This is a genomic window from Microbacterium hatanonis (assembly GCF_008017415.1).
GTDB classification, from domain to species: Bacteria; Actinomycetota; Actinomycetes; order Actinomycetales; family Microbacteriaceae; genus Microbacterium; species Microbacterium hatanonis.
Genome location: NZ_VRSV01000001.1, coordinates 749,858 through 770,123, shown reverse-complemented (window position 1 = coordinate 770,123; position 20,266 = coordinate 749,858). Strand labels below are relative to the sequence as shown.

At 70.9% G+C, this 20,266-nt stretch carries 20 protein-coding genes and 1 riboswitch; of the genes, 11 read left to right on the top strand and 9 right to left on the bottom strand.

Annotation, left to right across the window (positions count from 1 at the left end):
* Positions 1-28: 28 nt before the first annotated feature.
* Positions 29-2,326 carry a polyribonucleotide nucleotidyltransferase gene (locus FVP77_RS03605; protein ID WP_147893283.1) on the bottom strand — a complete coding sequence of 766 codons (2,298 nt, stop codon included), beginning with the start codon at positions 2,324-2,326 and terminating at the stop codon, positions 29-31.
* Positions 2,327-2,665: 339 nt separating this feature from the next.
* Between FVP77_RS03605 and FVP77_RS03600 the strand changes: the two genes are divergently transcribed.
* From FVP77_RS03600 to FVP77_RS17135, 3 genes are read left to right on the top strand one after another with little or no spacing between them, the layout of a single operon-like run.
* On the top strand, positions 2,666-3,787 hold the full coding sequence (locus FVP77_RS03600; protein ID WP_147893282.1) for an aggregation-promoting factor C-terminal-like domain-containing protein: 1,122 nt from the start codon (positions 2,666-2,668) through the stop codon (positions 3,785-3,787).
* 27 nt (positions 3,788-3,814) lie between these two features.
* Entirely contained in the window at positions 3,815-4,003 is a 189-nt protein-coding gene (locus tag FVP77_RS03595; RefSeq protein WP_116647361.1) for a DUF5302 domain-containing protein, read from the top strand.
* Positions 4,004-4,011: 8 nt separating this feature from the next.
* A complete protein-coding gene (locus FVP77_RS17135; protein ID WP_281290303.1) occupies positions 4,012-4,143 on the top strand; it encodes a hypothetical protein in 132 nt (43 codons plus the stop codon).
* A 10-nt stretch (positions 4,144-4,153) separates the two neighbouring features.
* Here FVP77_RS17135 and FVP77_RS03590 read toward each other — a convergent pair whose 3' ends face one another.
* On the bottom strand, positions 4,154-6,112 hold the full coding sequence (locus FVP77_RS03590; RefSeq protein ID WP_147893281.1) for a GDSL-type esterase/lipase family protein: 1,959 nt from the start codon (positions 6,110-6,112) through the stop codon (positions 4,154-4,156).
* A 140-nt stretch (positions 6,113-6,252) separates the two neighbouring features.
* Here FVP77_RS03590 and FVP77_RS03585 point away from each other — a divergent pair, with 140 nt between their 5' ends.
* A complete protein-coding gene (locus FVP77_RS03585; protein WP_246133955.1) occupies positions 6,253-6,852 on the top strand; it encodes a DedA family protein in 600 nt (199 codons plus the stop codon).
* Here the strand turns inward: FVP77_RS03585 and FVP77_RS03580 are convergent.
* Positions 6,849-7,610 carry a fructosamine kinase family protein gene (locus tag FVP77_RS03580; protein WP_187266804.1) on the bottom strand — a complete coding sequence of 254 codons (762 nt, stop codon included), beginning with the start codon at positions 7,608-7,610 and terminating at the stop codon, positions 6,849-6,851. The genes FVP77_RS03585 and FVP77_RS03580 overlap by 4 nt on opposite strands.
* A gap of 238 nt (positions 7,611-7,848) precedes the next feature.
* Here FVP77_RS03580 and FVP77_RS03575 point away from each other — a divergent pair, with 238 nt between their 5' ends.
* Complete coding sequence (locus tag FVP77_RS03575; RefSeq protein WP_147893280.1) at positions 7,849-8,661, top strand: DNA/RNA non-specific endonuclease; 813 nt, start codon at positions 7,849-7,851, stop codon at positions 8,659-8,661.
* Between the two features lie 14 nt (positions 8,662-8,675).
* Here the strand turns inward: FVP77_RS03575 and FVP77_RS03570 are convergent, their stop codons facing one another.
* On the bottom strand, positions 8,676-9,341 hold the full coding sequence (locus FVP77_RS03570; RefSeq protein WP_147893279.1) for a CE1759 family FMN reductase: 666 nt from the start codon (positions 9,339-9,341) through the stop codon (positions 8,676-8,678).
* A 1-nt stretch (position 9,342) separates the two neighbouring features.
* Positions 9,343-10,548 (bottom strand): LLM class flavin-dependent oxidoreductase, encoded by a 1,206-nt coding sequence (locus FVP77_RS03565; protein ID WP_147894419.1) that lies wholly within the window; start codon positions 10,546-10,548, stop codon positions 9,343-9,345.
* 187 nt (positions 10,549-10,735) lie between these two features.
* Here FVP77_RS03565 and FVP77_RS03560 point away from each other — a divergent pair, with 187 nt between their 5' ends.
* A complete protein-coding gene (locus FVP77_RS03560; RefSeq protein ID WP_147893278.1) occupies positions 10,736-11,758 on the top strand; it encodes an isopenicillin N synthase family dioxygenase in 1,023 nt (340 codons plus the stop codon).
* A 203-nt stretch (positions 11,759-11,961) separates the two neighbouring features.
* Here FVP77_RS03560 and rpsO read toward each other — a convergent pair whose 3' ends face one another.
* Positions 11,962-12,231, bottom strand: coding sequence for a 30S ribosomal protein S15 (gene rpsO, locus FVP77_RS03555; RefSeq protein ID WP_056121136.1), 270 nt, complete (start codon positions 12,229-12,231; stop codon positions 11,962-11,964).
* A gap of 192 nt (positions 12,232-12,423) precedes the next feature.
* Here rpsO and FVP77_RS03550 point away from each other — a divergent pair, with 192 nt between their 5' ends.
* Together FVP77_RS03550 and FVP77_RS03545 are read left to right on the top strand one after the other, a co-directional pair.
* A complete protein-coding gene (locus tag FVP77_RS03550) occupies positions 12,424-13,731 on the top strand; it encodes an MFS transporter (protein ID WP_147893277.1) in 1,308 nt (435 codons plus the stop codon).
* Between the two features lie 83 nt (positions 13,732-13,814).
* A complete protein-coding gene (locus tag FVP77_RS03545) occupies positions 13,815-14,735 on the top strand; it encodes a DMT family transporter (protein ID WP_246133954.1) in 921 nt (306 codons plus the stop codon).
* 57 nt (positions 14,736-14,792) lie between these two features.
* On the opposite strand, the gene FVP77_RS03540 is transcribed toward FVP77_RS03545, so the two are convergent.
* Positions 14,793-15,353: a YceI family protein gene (locus tag FVP77_RS03540; protein WP_147893276.1), complete on the bottom strand. Its 561-nt coding sequence runs from the start codon at positions 15,351-15,353 to the stop codon at positions 14,793-14,795.
* Between the two features lie 140 nt (positions 15,354-15,493).
* Positions 15,494-15,859: an FKBP-type peptidyl-prolyl cis-trans isomerase gene (locus FVP77_RS03535; RefSeq protein ID WP_116647370.1), complete on the bottom strand. Its 366-nt coding sequence runs from the start codon at positions 15,857-15,859 to the stop codon at positions 15,494-15,496.
* Positions 15,860-16,062: 203 nt separating this feature from the next.
* A riboswitch (TPP riboswitch) is annotated at positions 16,063-16,161 on the top strand.
* Between FVP77_RS03535 and thiM the strand changes: the two genes are divergently transcribed.
* The 3 genes from thiM (at position 16,144) to FVP77_RS03520 (ending at position 19,078) form a co-directional block, all read left to right on the top strand.
* Entirely contained in the window at positions 16,144-16,959 is an 816-nt protein-coding gene (gene thiM / locus FVP77_RS03530; RefSeq protein WP_187266803.1) for a hydroxyethylthiazole kinase, read from the top strand. (Overlaps the previous riboswitch by 18 nt.)
* On the top strand, positions 16,956-17,600 hold the full coding sequence (thiE, locus tag FVP77_RS03525; protein ID WP_222707689.1) for a thiamine phosphate synthase: 645 nt from the start codon (positions 16,956-16,958) through the stop codon (positions 17,598-17,600). The genes thiM and thiE overlap by 4 nt, the downstream gene beginning before the upstream one ends.
* On the top strand, positions 17,597-19,078 hold the full coding sequence (locus tag FVP77_RS03520) for a bifunctional hydroxymethylpyrimidine kinase/phosphomethylpyrimidine kinase (protein ID WP_147893275.1): 1,482 nt from the start codon (positions 17,597-17,599) through the stop codon (positions 19,076-19,078). Before thiE ends, FVP77_RS03520 begins: the two co-directional genes overlap by 4 nt.
* Positions 19,079-19,094: 16 nt before the next feature.
* On the opposite strand, the gene FVP77_RS03515 is transcribed toward FVP77_RS03520, so the two are convergent.
* Positions 19,095-20,252 (bottom strand): PrsW family intramembrane metalloprotease, encoded by a 1,158-nt coding sequence (locus tag FVP77_RS03515; protein ID WP_147893274.1) that lies wholly within the window; start codon positions 20,250-20,252, stop codon positions 19,095-19,097.
* Positions 20,253-20,266: the final 14 nt, after the last annotated feature.

The following is a 20,266-nucleotide window of genomic DNA, read 5'->3' as shown; positions in this document are numbered from 1 at the left end:
CGTCCGGCCACGAGGACCGGACGGAGGATCAACCCTCGGCGGGAGCCTCGGGGCCCTCGCTCGCAGCTGCGGAGCCCTCCTGGTCGGCGGCCTCCTGGTCGTCCGTCACGGGCTCGAGCGACAGCTTGCCGCGGTCGTCGATCTTCGTGATGCGCACGAGGAGCTTCTGGCCGACCGAGAGCACGTCGTCGACGTTCTCGACACGCTTGCCACCGGCGAGCTTGCGCACCTCGCTGACGTGGAGCAGGCCGTCCTTGCCCGGGAGCAGGGAGACGAACGCACCGAACGTCGCGATCTTGACGACGGTTCCGAGGAACTGCTCGCCGACCTCGGGGTTGGTCGGGTTCGCGATCGCGTTGACCTGGGCACGGGCGGCCTCGGCCGACGGACCGTCGACGGCACCGATGTAGACCGTGCCGTCCTCCTCGATGGAGATGTCGGCACCGGTCTCGTCCTGGATCGCGTTGATCGTCTTGCCCTTGGGGCCGATGAGCTCGCCGATCTTGTCGACCGGGATCTGCACGCTGATGACGCGGGGCGCGGTGGGCGCCATCTCGTCGGGCGCGTCGATCGCGGCGTTGAGCACACCGAGGATCGTCAGGCGGGCTTCCTTGGCCTGGGTCAGCGCGGCCGCGAGCACCGACGACGGGATGCCGTCGAGCTTCGTGTCGAGCTGGATGGCCGTGATGAACTCGCTCGTGCCGGCGACCTTGAAGTCCATGTCGCCGAGCGCGTCTTCCGCACCGAGGATGTCGGTCAGGGCGGCGTAGCGGGTCTGACCGTCGACCTCGTCGGTGACGAGACCCATCGCGATGCCGGCGACCGGCGCGCGCAGCGGCACACCGGCGTTCAGGAGCGACAGGGTCGAGGCGCAGACGGATCCCATCGACGTCGAACCGTTGGAGCCGAGAGCCTCGGACACCTGGCGGATGGCGTAGGGGAACTCGTCGCGCGCCGGCAGAACCGGAACGAGCGCGCGCTCGGCGAGGAAGCCGTGCCCGATCTCGCGACGCTTCGGGCTTCCCACACGACCGGTCTCACCGGTCGAGTACGGCGGGAAGTTGTAGTGGTGCATGTAGCGCTTGCGCGTGATCGGCGACAGCGAGTCGATCTGCTGCTCCATCTTGAGCATGTTCAGCGTGGTGACGCCCAGGATCTGGGTCTCGCCGCGCTGGAAGATCGCCGAACCGTGGACGCGCGGGATGACCTGCACCTCGGCGTCGAGCGGGCGGATGTCGGCGAGGCCGCGGCCGTCCATGCGGACACCCTCGGACAGGATGCGTCCGCGCACGATGATCTTGGTGACCGACTTGTACGCGGCCGAGAACTCCAGCGTCGCGACGGCGGGGAGCTCGCCCGCCTCGACGGCGGCGACCAGCTCGGCCTTGACGGCTGCCTTGAGCTCGTCATCGGCGTTCTGACGCTGCTGCTTGTCGGCGATCTGGTAGATCGGGACGAGCTTGTCGTAGGCACGGCCGGCGACGAAGTCGTAGGTCTCCTGGCTGTAGGCCGGGAAGACGGGGAACGACTGGATCTCCTTGGCAGCGGTGTTCGCGACGACGTTCTGCGCGTCCACGAGCTGCTTCAGGAACGGCTTCGCGGCCTCGAGACCCTCGGCGACGACCTGCTCGTTGGGCTTGACGGCGCCGCCCTTGATGAGGTTCCAGCTGCCCTCGGTGGCTTCCGCTTCGACCATCATGATCGCGACGTCTTCGTTGCCGTTGGCGTCGGTGATGACGCGGCCGGCCACGATGAGGTCGAACACGGCCTCCTCGAGCTGCGACACGGTCGGGAAGGCGATCCACTGGTCGGCGGTCTCACCGGCACCGGGGATGAGCGCGAGGCGCACACCGGCGATCGGACCCGAGAACGGCAGACCCGAGATCTGCGTCGAGAGGGATGCGGCGTTGATCGCGAGCGCGTCGTAGAACTCGCCCGGTGCGATCGAGAGCACGGTGACGACGATCTGGACCTCGTTGCGGAGGCCGGAGACGAACGACGGGCGCAGCGGCCGGTCGATCAGACGGCAGACGAGGATGGCCTCGGTCGAGGGGCGGCCCTCGCGACGGAAGAACGAGCCGGGGATCTTGCCCGCGGCGTACGAGCGCTCTTCGACGTCGACGGTCAGCGGGAAGAAGTCGAAGCCTTCACGCGGGTGCTTGCCGGCGCTGGTGGCCGAGAGGAGCATCGTCTCCTCGTCGAGGTACGCGGCGACCGCGCCCTGCGCCTGCTGCGCGAGACGACCGGTTTCGAAGCGAACGGTGCGGGTGCCGAAACGGCCGTTGTCGAGAACGGCTTCAGCGGCGGTGATTTCAGGACCTTCCAAGAGGTCTCTCCTTCTTTGTTTAGACTCGCGCGCCCGAATGGCGACGCGAGGCAATCGAAGGAGCAGGAACAGGCAGAAAAGGGCATGCGGACAAGATCCGCAAGAGATTCCCGGCGACTGGCCACCAGTAGACGACCACCCGGCTATCGCGACGGGGAGTCCACCACAGGGGACCAGCGTCCTGCCGGCCTGCTCCATGAGCTCATATGTAATTGAGCGGATTGCCGAGGCAACCCGACCCAGCCTACCAGCGCACCGCTCCGCGCCGCCGCTCCGGTGCGGGGCGAGCCGCGAGATCCGGTGTGGCGCCGTGCCGCTCGAACCGTCTACCTTTGCCCCATGCGTCCCTCCCGTCACTCGAGTCACAGCGCGCTCGTCGTCGTGCTGGTGATCGGGATGCTGCTGACCGCCGCCACCCCGGCGAGCGGTGCCACGGTCGCGGAGATCGAAGCGGAGCTCGCCGCCGTGGAGGCCTCGGCCGCCCGCGCATCGGACGACGCCCTCGTCGCCGAGGCCGCCGCACAGACCGCCCGCGCGGCGGCCGAGGCGGCGAGCGCACGCGCCACCGCGCTGGACGACCAGGTCGGGGCGGCTGAGGCCGCAGCGTCGGCGTACGACGCACGCCTGGTCGCCGTGGCCGTCTCCCTCTCCCGCGCCTCGGCCGGCGGCCCCCTGCTCGCCCGGGTGCTCACCTCCGCCGACCCCGAGAGTCTGCTCTCCGGACTCAGCACGGCGGAGAGGACGGGAAGGCTCTCGGCGCAGCTCGCGCGTTCGGCGCGCGAGTCGGCGAACGCGGCTGCCGCACAGCGGGCGCAGGCCGACGTGGTGCGTGCCGAACGCGACCGGCTCGCGACCGAGGCCGAGGCGGCCGCGACCCGTGCCCGTGGCATGGTCGACGCCGAGACCGCCGCCGTCGCGTCGGCTCGGAGCGATCTGGACGCGCTGTACGCTCAGCTCGCCGCAGCGCAGCGCACCACGGTCGACCGAGCGAAGACCCAGCGCGCAGAGCGCGCGATCGCCGAACAGGCGGCGCAGCCGGCCGCCGGCGCGCCGGTGACGACGCCCCCCGCCCCGACGACGCCCGTCACGTCTCCCCCGGCTCCCGTGACCCCCGCGCCACCCCCCGTCGCGCCTCCCGCGGGCGCGCCGATCGCCACGCCCGCCCAAGCGCAGGCGATCGCGCGACCGATGGTCGCCGCCCGCGGGTGGGGCGACGAGCAGTTCTCCTGCCTCGTGCGCCTGTGGAACCGCGAGTCGGGGTGGCGCGTGCAGGCGCGCAACCCGTCGAGCGGCGCCTACGGGATCCCCCAGGCGTATCCCGCCGAGAAGCTCGCCGCCTCCGGCCCCGACTGGCGCACGGATGCGGCGACGCAGATCTCGTGGGGAGTGTCCTACATCGCCTCCCGCTACGGATCTCCGTGCGGCGCATGGGATCACTCCGAGCGCACCGGGTGGTACTGAGCGGCCCGACCGACCTAGGGTGGGGACATGAGTACCGAGGAAAAGCCCGCAGGCGCAGCATCCGATGACATGAAGCGCAAGTTCCGCGAGGCTCTCGAGAAGAAGAACGCCCACCAGCGTTCGGGCGAAGCCCACCTCGACGGAGACTCGGCGGTGCACTCCACCAAGGGTCCGGCCAGCGGCAACCGCGATTTCAGCCGCCGCAAGAGCGGCTGAGCCGGATCATGGTCTTCGAGCCCACCTTCGAGGAGATCGACGACGAGGCGACGAGCCTGCCCGAGATCGCCGACGAGAACGACGCCGAACCGCTCGAGGGCGACCTGCCCGAGGAGGAGCTCCCTCCCGTCGGGGAGTGACACACGACCGTCAGGTGCTCGATACCCGCTTGCGCCGCCCGCGCCCGGGAAGCTCGACGTAGGTCAGGTGTTTCGCGATGCGTCCGTCGCCGGCCGTGCGCCCGTGCAGCCGCCGCCAGACCCACGGCAGCGCATCGCGGCGCAGCCACGACCCGGGCATAGGCATCTCGTCGGAGTGGAACGCCTCGTCGAGGTCGCTGAGCGCCTCGGCGTCGGGTACCCCCAGCACGTCGGCCGCGCGGTAGGCGACGAGGCGGTGCCCCGCCGGGCGCAGGTGCACCCGGTCGTCCGACCAGAGGGGGAGCTCACCCAGCGCCGGCGTCGCCTCCAGGTCGAGCAGGATCGCGCCGGTCTCCGCCGCGATCCGACGCAGTTCGGAGTTGAAGGTCGCGAATCGCCGCGCGAAGAGCGCGGCCGCGCGGCGTCGGGGGAGGAACACGGTCGCCAGGAGCACGTCTGCGCCCGTCCCCCGCGCCTCGCGCACGGCCCCCTCCAGCTGCGCCACGAGCGCGGGGATGTCGACCTTCGGTCCGACGAGGTCGTTCGACCCCATGAGGATCGAGACGAGGTCGGGGCGCATCGTCAGCGCGCGGGGCAGCTGCTCCTCGACGAGGTCTTTCATCTTGCGGCTGCGGACGGCGAGGTTCGCATACCGGAACACCCCGTCGCTGGATGCCGCGAGCAGCGACGCGAGCCGGTCGGCCCACCCGCGGTACTCGCCGTCGGGCATGCGCGACCCGTCGCACAGCCCCTCCGTGATCGAGTCGCCCAGCGCGACGTATCGCCGCCACGGCCGCGAGACCGCGGGTGCGGCGATCACCGGTCGATGGCGGCCTCGGGCAGGCAGGCCGTCGTCCATGGGTCGGAGCGCGATCGCCTCCCGGTAGTGCCCGACGAGCTGCGCGCCCAGGGCATCCCACGTACGACCGGCGACGCTCTCGCGCGCTGCCCGGGCGAACGCGCGACGCTTCGCGGGGTCGCCCACGAGGTCGCAGACGCGCGCACGCAGGTCGTCGAGGTCGCCGGGTCGGTAGAGCCAGCCGTCGATGCTGCTGCGCACGAGGTCGAGCGGACCGCCCACTCCGGTCGCGACGACGGGGACACCGCTGGCGAGCGCCTCCTGGATGGTCTGCCCGAACGTCTCGCTCTCGCCCGGGTGCACGAACACGTCGAATCCGGCCATCACCTCGCCGAGCTCCGCGCCCGACAGGTGTCCGGTAAACACGGCGTCCGGCAGCATCCGCTCGAGTCCCGAGCGCGACGGACCGTCGCCGACGACGACCAGACGGGTGCCCGGCAGGTCGGCGAGCGCCCGAAGATCGTCGACCTGCTTCTCAGGGGCGAGGCGCCCGACATAGCCGATGATCGCCTCGCCCGCCGGAGCGACGGTGCGACGCCAGGTCTCGTTGCGGTGGGCCGGATCGAAACGCACCGCATCGACGCCTCTGCCCCATCGACGGATGCGGTCGACCCCGAGCTCCTCGAGCTGAGCGGTCGACGCGGAAGAGGGCGCGAGCGTCAGGGTGGCGCGCCGGTGCAGGCGCGAGACGTGCGAACGGGCGAACGCGGTGGCCTGCGAGACCCCGTACTTCTGCGCGTAGGCGATGACGTCGGTCTGGTAGATCGCCACAGTAGGGATGCGGAGCGCATCCGCCGCGGCGATCCCCTGCCAACCGAGCACGAACGGCGAGGCGAGGTGCACCACGTCGGGCTGGAAGCTGCGCAGCAGCGCGGTGAGCCGAGCCGCGCGGGCGAACACGACCCGCACCTCGGGATACGACGGGAGCGGCACGGAGCGCAGCAGCTCGGTGCGGGCGCCATGGAGGTCGGTCGTCACCTCCCCCGCACGCGGGGCGATGACGAGCGTCTCGTGGCCCTGCGCGTTGAGATGCCGGAGAACGTGGAGGACGGAGCCTGTGACCCCGTTCATGTGCGGGAGGAAGGATTCGGCGAGCAGCGCGACTCTCACGCCTCCAGGGTGAGGGCAATTCGGCGCCCGCACGCGCCGGGAACGCCCCGATCGCCGAGAGTTCACCTGATCTACCCCGCGGCGTCACCGGCCGGTCGGCGAGACGTTCGCCGTTCACGCGGACGTGGTAGGCAGTGCGGGTGATCGACGAGGTGCTGGCCCAGGTGGCCTCGAGCCCCTGGGCGCTTCCGCTGATGTTCGTGCTCGTGCTGGGCGATGCGTTCCTCGTCGTGATCCCCGGCGAAGCCGCGGTGACCGCCTTCGGGGCGCTCGCCGTCTCCAGCGGCGCTCCGCCCCTCGTCGCGGTCATCGTCGTCGCCACCGCCGGCGCCCTGCTCGGCGACGTCGGCTGCTATCTCGGGGGGCGGTGGATCGGACTGGAGCGGTGGGGATGGATGCGTCGGCCCCGCGTGCAGGCGGCGTTCTCGTGGGCGCGGACGCGCCTGGATCGGCGAACCGCCCTCGTGCTCTTCACCGCACGGTTCATCCCGTTCGCGCGCCTCGCGGTGAACCTGACGGCCGGCGCATCCCGCGTGCCGGCTCCTCGCTACGTGGCCGTCGCCGGACTCGCAGCGCTGGGATGGGCCGCGTACCAGGCGCTCATCGGAGCGGTCGTCGCCTCGGTCGTGCCCGGCGGGCCGATCGTCGCGGTCGTGGTCTCGGTCGTCGTCGCCATCGGCATCGGGCTGGCGATCGACGCGCTGCTCGCTCGGCGCGGGCGACGCACCGGCATGCTCTAGACGAGCGCGAGCGTGCGCTCGGCGGCATCGGCGAGAGCGGCCCCGTACGCCGGCCCGTGCCCGGCGGCGTGCACCGCGAGCGGATGCAGCTGATGCAGCGGCACGCGGTCGCCCCACCCCGGCGCGAGCGGGTGCCGCGCGTCGTATGCGGCGAGGACGCGATCGAGGAAGGGGCACCCGAACAGGGCGAGCATCGCCAGATCGGTCTCACGATGACCGCCGTGCGCGGCCGGGTCGATGAGGACCACACCGTCGCGCGCCCACAGCACGTTGCCCGCCCACAGGTCGCCGTGCAACCGCGCGGGCCGGTCGGCGTCGTCGAACGCTCCGGCCGCGATCAGATCGCACGCGCGATGGACGACGTCGACGTCGGCCGTCGAGAGGTTGCCCGCCTCGACCGCCGGGCCGAGGAACGGACGCACGCGCTGCTCGGCGTAGAACGCGCCCCACGCGGGGCTGGGGTGGCACGGCTGGCGCCGGCTGCCGATGAAGACCGGACCGTCCCACCCATCCGGCGGTGCCCCGAACGCCGCCGCCCCCGCGTCGTGCAGGACGGCGAGCGCCCGTCCAAATGCGCTCGCCGTCGCCGCATCCGGTCGGGTTTCGGCGACCCGCTCGAGTGAGATGCGATCGTGGGCGACGTCGTGGACGCCGACCACGCGGGGGCCGCCGTCGACGGCACGCAGCCAGGCGAGCCCGGCGGCTTCGGCCTCGAAGAATCCGTCCGGGGCGCCGGGGCGCTCCTTCACGAACGACACGGGTCAGTGGGGTGCGTCGTGCTCGTCTTCGGGCTCGCCCGGGTCGTCGGGTTCGGCTGCGGTCGTCGTGTCGGGCTCGGGTCCGGGGGTGATGGGGGGTTTGCCGTCCTTGTCCATGCGCCCAGTCCACACGACCGTCCGACGGATCGCGAACCGTTGACAGACAGCCCGTCCGCCGCGACCCGAGGGTTCACCGGCTGTTCCCCGCCGTGTCGGTGCGGACCCGCAGGATGGAGACATGGATGCTGCGCCCTCGACCGACGGTTACGACCCCCTGTTCCTCGGCACCACCGTGCCGCTGCCGATTTCGTCCGATCCGGCGCTCGCGCTCGCCTACCCCCGGTTCAGCGTCGTCCTCGACCCGTCACGGCGCCTCGCGCGAGCAACCGCGGTGAACATCGACGGCGCTCGGCTGCGAGAGGTCGCGCGCACGGGCGACTGGCGGCTCGACCCCCGGGCACCCGACGACGCGCAGACCGGGCCGGAGGTCTACTCGCGCAACGACCTCGATCGCGGGCACCTCGTGAGACGCCGCGATCCGGGGTGGGGCGACGTCGACGAGGCACGGCGAGCGACCGAGGCGACCTTCTTCTACACGAACGCGGCGCCTCAGGCGGCAGGCTTCAACCAGTCGAAGGAGCTCTGGCTGGGGCTCGAAGACCACGTGCTCGAGCACGCCGAGGCGCAGGACGTGAGGCTCTCGGTGTTCACCGCCCCGGTGTTGGGCGACGACGATCCGCCCTACCGCGGCATCCGGGTTCCGCTGCGGTTCTGGAAGATCGCGGCCTGGGCGACCGGCGACGCCGACCACCCGCTCGCGGCCGCCGGGTTCGTGCTCGATCAGACCGATCTCGTCGACACCCGGCAGGAGGCACGGGCGGTGGCGCCGCTCGGCGCGTTCCGCACCTTCCAGGTGCCAATCGCCGACATCGCTCCGGCGAGCGGACTCGACCTCGGTCCTCTCATCGACGCTGACGTCCTTCCGCGCGAGGGAGTGCGTCCGACGCCGTGGCGAGAGATCTCCACGGCGTCGGACGTCTCACTGGGCTGAGCCCGGCAGCGGGGTCACTCCCCCGCGAGGCCGCCGAGCAGGTGTCCGAACGATCGGCCCTCGCCGAGGTAGGTCGCGGGGTCGTACGGATCCTCGTCGCGCACCGGCATGCGCGCGGCGACCGCGTCGGCGAGCTCGCGCGCCCCGCGATCAATGCGGGCGCCCAGCGGCGCGACACCGTCGGCGTTCGCGCCCCAGTCGCTCGATGCGGCGAAGACGCCGGTGGGCACCGGGTTCGCGTGCAGGTAGGTGAAGAGCGGCCGGATCGAATAATCGATCGCGAGCGAGTGGCGGGCGGTGCCCGCGTTCGCACCGAGCAGCACGGGGACGCCCGTGAGAGCGTCGGGGTCGAGGACGTCGACGAACGACTTGAAGAGCCCCGAGTAGCTCGTGGAGAAGATCGGCGTGACCGCGATGATGGCGTCGGCCGAGACGACAGCGTTGACCATCGCCTCGAGCGCGGGCGGGGCGAACCCCGTCAGCAGGTTGTTCGTGATGTCGTGCGCGTAGTCGCGCAGCTCGAACACGTCGACCTCCGCGGCGATCCCCGTCGGCTCGCTCGCGGTGCTCTTCGCACGCAGGGCGGCCACGGTCGCGTCGGCGAGGCGGTCGCCCAGCATCCGGGTCGTCGAGGGGTTCGACAACCCCGCGGTCACGACCGCGATACGGCGCGCGCTCATCTCAGGCACCCGTCCGCGTGGCCGCGGCTCCGAAGGCGCTGCCGGCGGCGACGGGGGCGTCGCGGTAGGGCGAGCCGTCGGTCAGGTTGTCACCGCGGTTGGCCTTCGGCACCGCCTGGCGGGGCGCGCCGTCGGCGTACGCCTTGGCGACGAGGTTGGCGTGGGTCGGCGCGTCGGGCACCTCGGCCGGCCGGTTCTTCTGCAGCTCCTTGCGGAGCACAGGCACGACCTCCGCACCCAGGATGTCGAGCTGCTCGAGCACGGTCTTCACCGGGAGACCGGCGTGATCGATGAGGAACAGCTGACGCTGGTAGTCGCCGAACGTCTCGCGCATGGCGGCGTACCTGTCGATGACCTGCTGCGGCGAGCCCACGGTGAGCGGCGTCATCTCCGAGAAGTCCTCGAGACTCGGGCCATGCCCGTAGACGGGCGCGTTGTCGAAGTAGGGGCGGAACTGCTTCACGGCGTCCTGCGAGTTCGCGCTCATGAAGACCTGACCGCCGAGTCCGACGATCGCCTGCTCGGGCGTGCCGTGTCCGTAGTGGGCGAAGCGCTCGCGGTACAGCGTGATGAGGCGCTGGTAGTGCTCCTTGGGCCAGAAGATGTTGTTCGCGAAGAAGCCGTTGCCGTAGAACGCGGCCTGCTCGGCGATCTCCGGGGTGCGGATCGAGCCGTGCCACACGAACGGGGGCACGCCGTCGAGCGGGCGCGGCGTCGAGGTGAAGCCCGACAGGGGGGTGCGGAACTGCCCCTCCCAATCGACCACGTCCTCGCGCCAGAGGCGGTGGAGGAGGTTGTAGTTCTCGATCGTCAGGGGCAGGCCCTGGCGGATGTCCTTGCCGAACCACGGGTACACCGGGCCGGTGTTGCCGCGCCCGAGCATGAGGTCGGCGCGACCGCCCGAGACGTGCTGCAGCATCGCGAAGTCTTCGGCGATCTTCACCGGGTCGTTCGTGGTGATGAGCGTGGTCGAGGTCGTGAGGATCAGTCGCTCGGTCTGAGCGGCGATGTACGCCAGCGTCGTCGTGGGCGACGACGACCAGAAGGGCGGGTTGTGGTGCTCGCCGAGGGCGAAGACGTCGAGACCGACCTCTTCGGCGTGCTTGGCGATGGTGAGGGTGTTCTGGATGCGCTCGGCCTCGCTCGGCGTCTGCCGAGTGGTCGGGTCCTCCGTGATGTCGCTGACCGTCATGATGCCGAACTGCATCCCGGGCCAGGTGGTGGTGTCGTTCACGATCGCTCTCCGTATCTCACGCTGTGTTCGAAGTGTATTCGCGTGAATGTACTGTGTGCAACGCTCCGGTCCCGAGACTATTCCCGCAACCGGCGGGAGGCGCGGGTAATCCTCTGCAACATTCGACCGACGTCCGCACGGGCCCGCCTAGTCTCGGCACATGTCCGATCTGAATCTGCCCGTTCTCGACCTCTCGCTCCTCGACCAGGGGCCGGATGCTGCGGCCCGGTTCCGCGATGAACTCCGGGCCGCAACGCACGACGTCGGCTTCTTCTACCTCGTCGGCACGGGCGTGACCCCCGAGCTCGAGGCGCGACTCAACCGCGTCGCCCGCGAGTTCTTCGAGCTGCCCGACGCCGACAAGCTGGCGATCGAGAACGTCAAGAGCCCCCACTTCCGCGGGTATACCCGCGTCGGCGGCGAGCGCACCCAGGGCAAGGTCGACTGGCGCGAGCAGATCGACGTCGGACCCGAGCGGGCCGCGATCGAGACGCCCGGTCCCGATTACGAGCGACTGACCGGCCCGAACCTCTGGCCCGCCGCCCAGCCCGAGCTGCGCGAGGTCGTCTCCGAGTGGCACGACCGCCTCACCGGCATCGCTCGCAAGCTGCTGCGCGCCTGGGCGCTCGCGCTCGGTGCCGACGAGGAGTACTTCGACCGACACTTCGGCGACCCCTCCACCCTCATCAAGATCGTGCGCTACCCCGGCAAGGAAGATCCCACCCCGCAGCAGGGCGTCGGCGCGCACAAGGACTCCGGCGTCCTGACGCTGCTGTGGGTCGAACCGGGCAAGGGGGGCCTGCAGGTGCAGCGCGACGGGCAGTGGGTGGACGCCCCGCCCGTACCCGGATCGTTCGTCGTGAACATCGGCGAACTCCTGGAGTACGCCACCCAGGGCTACCTGATCGCCACGAACCACCGGGTGATCTCGCCCCGCTACCCCGACGACCGCATCTCGGTGCCGTTCTTCTTCAACCCCGCACTCGACGCGCGGCTCCCGATCATCGAGCTCCCCGCCGAGCTCGCAGCCGCAGCCCGGGGCGTCACGGAGGACCCCACCAACCCGATCCACGCGACCTACGGCGAGAACGCCCTGAAGTCGCGGCTGCGCGCCCACCCCGACGTCGCCGAGATCCACCACCCCGACCTCGTCGCCGCCCGCGCGGCTTCCGCGAGCGCGTAACCCCGCCGCATCCGCTCGTCTTCTGACCGCGAGACGTCATCCCAGCTACGAGACTTCCACTGCAATGCGCAGTCTCGTAGCCCGGATGACGTCTCGCGGTTCTTCGAAGCCCGGGAACGACGAAGGCCTCCCCACACCTGGGGAGGCCTTCGAAGAAAGCGATTGAACGCTAGGAGCGCGGTGCTGCTTAGCGGCTGCTCCGCCTAGCGGCGGAGTCCGAGACGCTCGATCAGCGACCGGTAACGGTTGATGTCGATGTCCTGGAGGTAGCCGAGCAGACGACGGCGCTGACCCACCATCAAGAACAGACCACGACGCGAGTGGTGGTCGTGCTTGTGCTCCTTGAGGTGCTCGGTGAGGTCCTTGATGCGCTGCGTCAGCATCGCGACCTGCACCTCGGGGGATCCGGTGTCACCGGGGTGCGTCGCGTACTCTTCGATGATCGCCTTCTTGGCGTCAGACTCGAGTGGCATAGATGGGATCCCCTTTCAGCTTGTTGCGCGGCGCCCGACGCCGAATGCGTGGGCTCTCTTTCTCCGCGGCCGATCCAACGGCAACCGCATGAGTCTACCAGCGAACGGATGCTGCGGCGAACCCGCTCCCGGAGGGCCGGGGTAGCCTCGAAGGATGCGTCTGCGCCACTGCCTCCCCCGGACGAAGAGGTGATGGCCACCTGCCTCAGCCGCAGCTCTTTCATGGATCTGCGTCCGCTGCGCGTACCGGCGTTCGCCCGCCTCTGGATCGGGTCGCTGCTGGCGGGCCTCGGCGGGCAGTTGACCGTCGTCGCGGTGATGCTGCACGTGTTCGCCCTCACCGGCGACACCTTCGCCGTGGCGATGATCGCGGTCGCGGGGCTTCTGCCGATGATCGTCGCGGGCCTGTACGGCGGAATGCTCGCCGACGCGTTCGACCGCCGCACCGTGGCACTGATCGCTGCCACCGTCACCTTCGCCTCCACGGCGCTGCTGGCAGCCCTCGCGTGGACGGGGGCGGAGACCGTCTGGTGGCTGTACGTGCTCAGCATCGTCAACTCGGCGGCTAACTCGATCGTGCTCGCCACCCGCTCCGCGATCGTCCCGCGGCTCATCCCCCGTGAACTCCTCCCCGCCGCCGCCGCGCTGCAGGGCGTGAGCACCGGCGTGATGGTGATGGCCGGTCCCGCGCTCGCGGGCGTGCTCGTCGCCGTCGCCGGGTACGCGTGGACGTACAGCATCGATGTCGTGCTGATGCTCGGCCTGTTCCTCGGTCTCTGGACGCTCCCCCGCATCCGCCCCGAGGGCGCCGTCGTTCGGGCGGGCATCGAATCCCTGCGGGACGGCTGGCGATTCCTCCGGCGCGCGTCGAACATCCGTCTGCAGTACATCCTCGACATCGTCGCGATGACCTTCGGTCAGCCGCTCGCGCTGTTCCCGGCGATCGGTGCCGTGCTGCTGGGCGGCGGCGCGATCACGACCGGTGCGCTCACGGCATCGATCGCGGCGGGCGTGCTGCTGTCGAGCCTGTTCTCCGGTCCCATCGGGCGGGTGCGACGCCAGGGGCTGGGCATCGAGCGCGCCATCTACGTCTACGGCGCCGCCATGGCGCTCTTCGGCCTCGTGCTGCTGGCCGCGGCTCTGGGGTGGCCGGCGCCCGCGATCGTCGGCGACTCCTCGCCGAATCTGGCCGCGATCGCGCTCGCGACCGTGGCGCTCGCGATCGCCGGCGGGGCCGACAACGTCAGCGCCATCTACCGCTCGACGATGATGCAGGCCGCCGTCCCCGACGCGATCCGCGGGCGCCTCCAGGGCATCTTCATCGTCGTCGTCGCCGGCGGTCCTCGCCTCGGGGCGCTTTACGCCGGCACCCTCGCGACCTTCACCGCACTGTGGTTCCCCCCGTTGATCGGCGGCATGATCGTGATCGCGCTGGTGGGCCTGCTGGTACGTCTCAACCCGCGCTTCCGCTCCTACGACGCCGACCACCCCGAACCGTAGGGCGAGCGACAGCGACCGGCGGAAAACGGACGACGCAGTCCGACCCGGCTCGCCGCGCCCGTGCCGCGGTCTAGAGTCGGCGGGTGCCCTCGCCCTCAGCCGCTCCCTCGCAGACCTCCGTCGCCGTGCAGTTCGCGCTGACGGGCATCGTCTGGGGGTCGAGCTTCCTGTTCATGAAGGTCGCCCTGACGGGCCTGGCCCCGGGGCAGGTCGCGTGGGGCCGCCTCGTGCTCGGCGCCCTCACACTCGGTGCCTTCATGCTTCTGCGGCGCGAGAGCCTCCCCCGCCGCCCGATCATCTGGTTCCACCTGGCCGTGGTCGGCATCGTCTTCTGCGTGCTTCCGTTCCTGCTCTTCTCCTGGGCGCAGCAGCACGTCACGTCGGGTCTCGCGAGCATCTACAACGCCACCACGCCGATCATGACGGCGGTCATGGCCTGGGCGGTCTTCCGCGTCGAGAGCCTGAAGCCCGTGCAGATCACGGGCATCGTTCTCGGAATCCTCGGCGTGCTCGTCATCGTCGGTCCGTGGCAGGGCCTCGATCTCGACCAGAGCCTGGTCGCCCAGTTCGCGATCCTCGGAGCCACCGCCTGCTACGGCATCGGCCTCGCCTACATGCGTCGCTTCCTCGCGAACAGCGGGCTCTCCCCCCTCAGCTTCGCCTTCACCTACATCGCGCTCGCCGCGACGGTCATGCTGGTGCTCACTCCCGTCATCGCCGTCGGCCCCATCGAATGGAGCCCGTGGGTCATCACGAGCATGCTGATGCTCGGCTGCCTGGGCACGGGGGTCGCCTACATCTGGAACCAGAACGCCCTGCGCGCCTGGGGGCCGACCCGGGCCTCGACGGTGACCTACATCACCCCCATCGTCGGAGTCGTTCTCGGGATGGTGGTCCTCGGCGAGCCGCTCGCCTGGAACGAGCCGGTCGGGGCGCTCATCGTCTTCCTCGGCATCCTCCTCGCGCAGGACCGCCTGCGTCGGCGACGACCGGTGCTCGCCTGACCGGGTACGCGAAAGGGGCGGATGCTGTCAGCATCCGCCCCTTCGCTGTGCGCCGTCTTACGCCTGGAGCGCACCCTGGAGGTCGAGCTCGATGGTGACGTCCTTGCCGACGAGGACCCCACCGGTCTCGAGGGCGGTGTTCCACGTCAGACCGAAGTCCTCGCGGTTGATGACCGTCTTGGCCGTCGCGCCGGCCTTGTAGTTGCCCCACGGGTCGGTGCCGAAGCCGCCGAACTCGAACGAGAACGTGACGGGCTTGGTGGTGCCCTTGATCGTGAGGTCGCCGTCGACGAGCATGTCGCCGTCCTCGACGCGAACGCCGGTGGAGCGGAACTCCATGGTCGGGAAGTTCTCGACGTCGAAGAAGTCGGCCGAGCGGAGGTGGCCGTCGCGGCCCTCGTCCTTGGTGTCGATCGATGCGACATCGACGGTCGCCTCGACCGTCGACTCGAGGGGGTTCTCGGTCGTCACGAAGGTGCCGCTCTTCACGCCGAAGGCGCCGCGCACCTTCGAGATCATCATGTGGCGGACGCTGAAGGTGACCTCGCTGTGTGCGGGGTCGAGAGCCCAGGTGCCGGCCTTGTAGCCGGGGACGTCGAGCGTGGTGGTGTCGGTCATGGTTCTCCTCGAGTGGTGGGGGCGCCGGTTCGATCGGCTCCTGTCGACTGAACGACGGCACTGTCGAATGTATTCCACCGAATACAGAAACGACGAAACCCGAGGCGCCGAAGCGCACCCGGGTCTCGGGGAAACCGGTCTCAGCCGACTTTGAGCAGGTCGATGATGAAGATCAGGGTCTTGCCGCCGAGGAAGTGACCCCCGGCCGGGCCGTAGGCGAGGTGCGGCGGGATCACGAGTTCGCGACGGCCGCCGACCTTCATTCCCGGGATGCCGTCCTGCCATCCCTGGATGAGGCCGCGGAGCGGGAACTGGATGCTCTCACCGCGCCCCCACGACGAGTCGAACTCTTCGCCGGTGTCGTACTCGACCCCGAGGTAGTGCACCGTGACGGTGTCGCCGGGCTTCGCCTCGTCGCCGTCGCCCACGGTGATGTCGCGGATGACGAGGTCGGTGGGCGCCGGGCCCTGGGGGGCGTCGATCTCGGGCTTTGTCGCATCAGTCATGCATCCATCCAAGCATGATCGGACCGCCCGTGACTGCCCTTGACACCACTCAGCGCCCGGTGCCGCGGCGATGCCTGCGTGACTACCGAGCGCTGAGTTGGTCTTGATTCAGGATGCTCCGAGCCTCCCGCCCTGTCAAGACCCCGCGGGGCGCCCGCCCCGCATCGGCATCCCGAGCACCTCGTCGCGTATGCAACGATGGGTCCACTGGCACGGGGTGCCCCTCACGACGAGGGGCTGAGATCACACCCGGAGAACCTGCTCTAGTTCGTACTAGCGAAGGGATGTCGAGCGTGACGATCACGCCTGCACTTCTGCAATCCGTCCGAGACGCCGTCGGAGAGGTGCGCTCCGCCGCGCCCCTCGTCCAGTGTGTCACCAACAGCGTGGTGGTCAACTTCACCGCCAACGCCCTGCTCGCGATCGGCGCGGCACCCGCGATGGTCGACATCCCCGAGGAGTCGGGGGTGTTCGCCGCCGTGGCCGACGCCGTCCTCATCAACCTCGGTACGCCGAATGCCGAGCAACGGGCGGCCTCCGTCGAGGCCGTCGCCGCCGCCCGCGCCGGCGGCACGCCCTGGGTGCTCGATCCCGTCGCCGTCGGCGTCCTGCCCGTGCGCACCGCTCTCGCCCACCGGCTGCTCGACGAGCGACCGTCGATCGTGCGCGGCAACCCCTCCGAGATTCTGGCGCTCGCGGGCGCGGGTGCCGGCGGCCGCGGCGTCGACAGCGCCGACGGCGTCGACGACGCGCTCGAGGGTGCCCTCTCGCTCGCGCGATCCACCGGCGCGGTCATCGCCGTATCCGGGGCGGTCGACCTCCTCACCGACGGCGAGCGCGTCGTCCGCATCGCGAACGGCGATCCTCTCCTCACGCGGATCACCGGCGGCGGATGCGCTCTCGGGGCGGTGCTCGCCGCCTTCGCCGGCGCGCATCCCGACCGCTTCGAGGCCTCCGTGGCGGCCGTCGCCGCCTACACGGTCGCCGCAGAGCTCGCAGCGCGCGGAGCCGACGGGCCCGGGTCTTTCGCCGTGGGGTTCCTCGACGCCCTCGCCTCGCTCGACGGCGCGACGGTCGCCGAGCGGATCGTGCTCTCGTGAGCGTCGACCTGACGCTGTACCTCGTGACGGACGCCGCCATCGCGACTCGTGCGGGGCACCGGTTGCCCGATCTCGTGGCAGCCGCGGTCGCCGGTGGCGTGACGGCCGTGCAGGTGCGCGAGAAGCACGCTCCCGCGCGCGCGTTCCTCGACACCGTGCTCGCCGTGGCCGCCGCCACTCCCCCTCACGTGCCCGTCATCGTCAACGACAGGGTCGACGTCTACCTCGCCGCACGCGCGGCCGGTGCTGCCGTGGCGGGCGTCCACCTCGGGCAGTCGGATCTACCGGCGTCGATCGCTCGGACGCTCATCGGCCCCGGGGGCGTCATCGGCGTGAGCGTGTCGACCGACGCCGAGATGCGCGAGGCCTCCCCCCACGCCGACTACCTCGGAATCGGGCCGTATCGGGCGACGAGCACCAAACCGGATGCGGCGAACCCCCTCGGGCTGCGAGCGACCGGCCGTCTGGCCGCCGCCAGCACGCTGCCGGTGGTCGCCATCGGCGGCATCACCGCGACGGATGCCCCGGTGCTGCGGGCGGCGGGCGTCAGCGGCATCGCTGTCGTGTCGGCCGTCTGCGGCGTATCCGACCCCTCCGTCGCCGCGGCGTCGCTGCGATCGGCGTGGGAGACCGGGCGATGAGCGCCGTGGTCCCCCGGGTGCTCAGCATCGCCGGCACCGACCCGACGGGCGGCGCCGGTGTGCAGGCGGACCTGAAGAGCATCGCCGCCAACGGCGGATACGGGATGGCTGCCGTCACCGCGCTCGTCGCGCAGAACACGCACGGCGTGCGGTCGGTGTACCGCCCGCCGACCTCGTTCCTCGCCGAGCAGCTGCACGCGGTCAGCGACGACGTATCGATCGACGCCGTGAAGATCGGCATGCTCGCCGACGTCGAGGTCATCGAGACGGTGCGCGAGTGGCTCGCAGCCGCGCGTCCGCCCGTCGTGGTGCTCGACCCCGTCATGGTGTCCACCAGCGGGCACCGCCTGCTCGACCCGGGGGCCGAGGAGGCGTTGCGACTCCTCCTGCCGGACGCCGACCTCGTCACACCCAACGTGCCGGAGCTCGCGATCCTGCTCGATCGGGAGCCGGCGTCGGACGGCGACGCCGTGGTCGACCAGGCGCAGGAGCTCGCCCGGCGCCACGGCGTGCGGGTCTTGGCGAAGGGCGGGCACCTCGAGGGTCCCGACCTCCGGGACGCACTCGTGGAGCCCGACGGCCGCGTCAGCGACTACCGCTCGCCGCGCATCGAGACGCGCAACACCCACGGGACGGGGTGCTCCCTGTCCTCCGCGATCGCCACACGCCGCGGGGCGGGCGCGACCTGGTCGGATGCGACGGATCTCGCCCTGCGCTGGCTGTCGGAGAGCATCCGCCACGGATCCGCACTCGATGTCGGGGGCGGGCACGGACCGGTGAGCCACTTCGCCGGGCTCTGGGCGCGCGGCGGCCTCGACACCATGCCGTCGCCGGACGAGATCGCCGACGAGTGGTGGCGGAGCACGGCCGGGGTGCGGGACGCGATCGACGGGCTCGACTTCATCCGATCGCTCGGCGACGGGACACTCGATCGGAGAGCGTTCGCCTGGTACCTCGCCCAGGACGCCCTGTACCTCCGGGAGTATTCGCGCGTACTGGCTCAGGCGTCCCGTCTCGCGCCGACCCCTCGGGAGCAGACGTTCTGGATCACCGGCGCTCACGCTGCCGTGGCGACCGAGATGGCCCTTCACGAGCAGTGGCTCGGTCTCGGCGAGGGGGTGCCCGCGCAGGCCAGTCCCACGACCACCGCCTACCTCGACCACCTGGGCGCGGCCGCCGACAGCGGCGACTACGAGCGCCTCGTCGCGGCGGTGCTCCCCTGCTACTGGCTGTATCACGACGTGGGGAGCCGGCTGCATCCGCTCGGTGTCGAAGGGCACCCCTACCGTGACTGGCTCGATACCTACGCCGCGCCGGAGTTCGCCGAGGCGACGCGGACGGCCATCGGGATCGTGACCGCCGCGGCCGCCGGTGCAGCGCCGCTGCGTCGCGCGGTGATGGCGGAGGCGTTCCGGGCGTCGGCCGCGCACGAGCTCGCGTTCTGGCGCGCGCCCCTCGACGCGGTGGCGGCCCGGTGAGAACCGGGCTCGCCCCTCAGGGGGCGAAGAGCTCCGATCTCGCCCGGGTCGCACGCTCGAGCAGCTGCCGCTCCACCGTCGCTGCATGAGGGTCGCGGCCCGACAGCGCCCGCTGTCGTGCCGCGGCGAGCGCGGTCGCGTCGGCGATGAACCGCCGCATGACCCGCGTGCGGTCGCCGTTCAGCGTCTTCGCCCACCGGAGCGCTGCACGACGACCGGGTCCGGTCGCCAGCATCCCCACCTCCTGCTCGGTGAACCACCCCGCCGCGGCGTACTCGCCGAGCCGGGCCCGCGTCAGACGCGACTCCTCCCGGCGCAGCAGCAGCACCCCGAGGATGAAGAGCACGAAAAGGGGCACCTGCACGGTCACGTAGAGCCCGAAGAAGTCCGAGAACACCGCCGACCCATTCCAGAGCGCGTGCAGGAGGATCGCTCCGACCAGCCCGACCAGCCCGTAGCCGAACGCCCCACCGGCGGACAGCGACCGCCGGGCGGCCAGCCCGAACGCGAAGCCGATCAGCGCGGTGAACATGACGTGCGCGAAGGGCGAGAGGATCGCGCGGAGGAAGAACGTCGTCGACGCCTGGGCGAGGCCCCCCTCGATGAGGCTGATGGCGAAGTACTGGATGTTCTCGGTGAAGGCGAAGCCCGCACCGACGAGCGCCCCGTAGACGATGCCGTCGACGGGTCCGTCGAACGACCGCCGGGCGGCGATGTAGATGAGGAAGACCCCGAGGCCCTTCGCGACCTCCTCGACGACGGGGGCCTGCACGACGGAGGAGAACTCCGCCGGCAGCGGGCCGACGACGAACGTCAGCGCGAGGTCGACGCCCAAGGCGATGGCGACGGCGGCGATGGCACCCCAGGCGACGGCGAACACGACGATTCCGCGCGGCTCCGGCTCCCAGCGATCGATCAGGCGTACGACCGTCCAGACGACCGCGAGCGGCACGAGCGCGAGGATCATTCCCACGGTCGACGCGCCCGGTCCGAGGAAGTTCAGGAAGTACGCGATCAGGCCCACCAGCACGAGTGCGAGCACGCCGCCGATCCAGACGAGCGCACCCCCGGTGCGGCGGGAGCCGACGGGCACGGTCGCCGGCGGCGACCCCGCGGGCGAGATGGGGGCGCCCGCCCCCGGATGCGGCTGCGACAGCGGCGAAGGGTAGGCCATGTCATCAGCCTAGA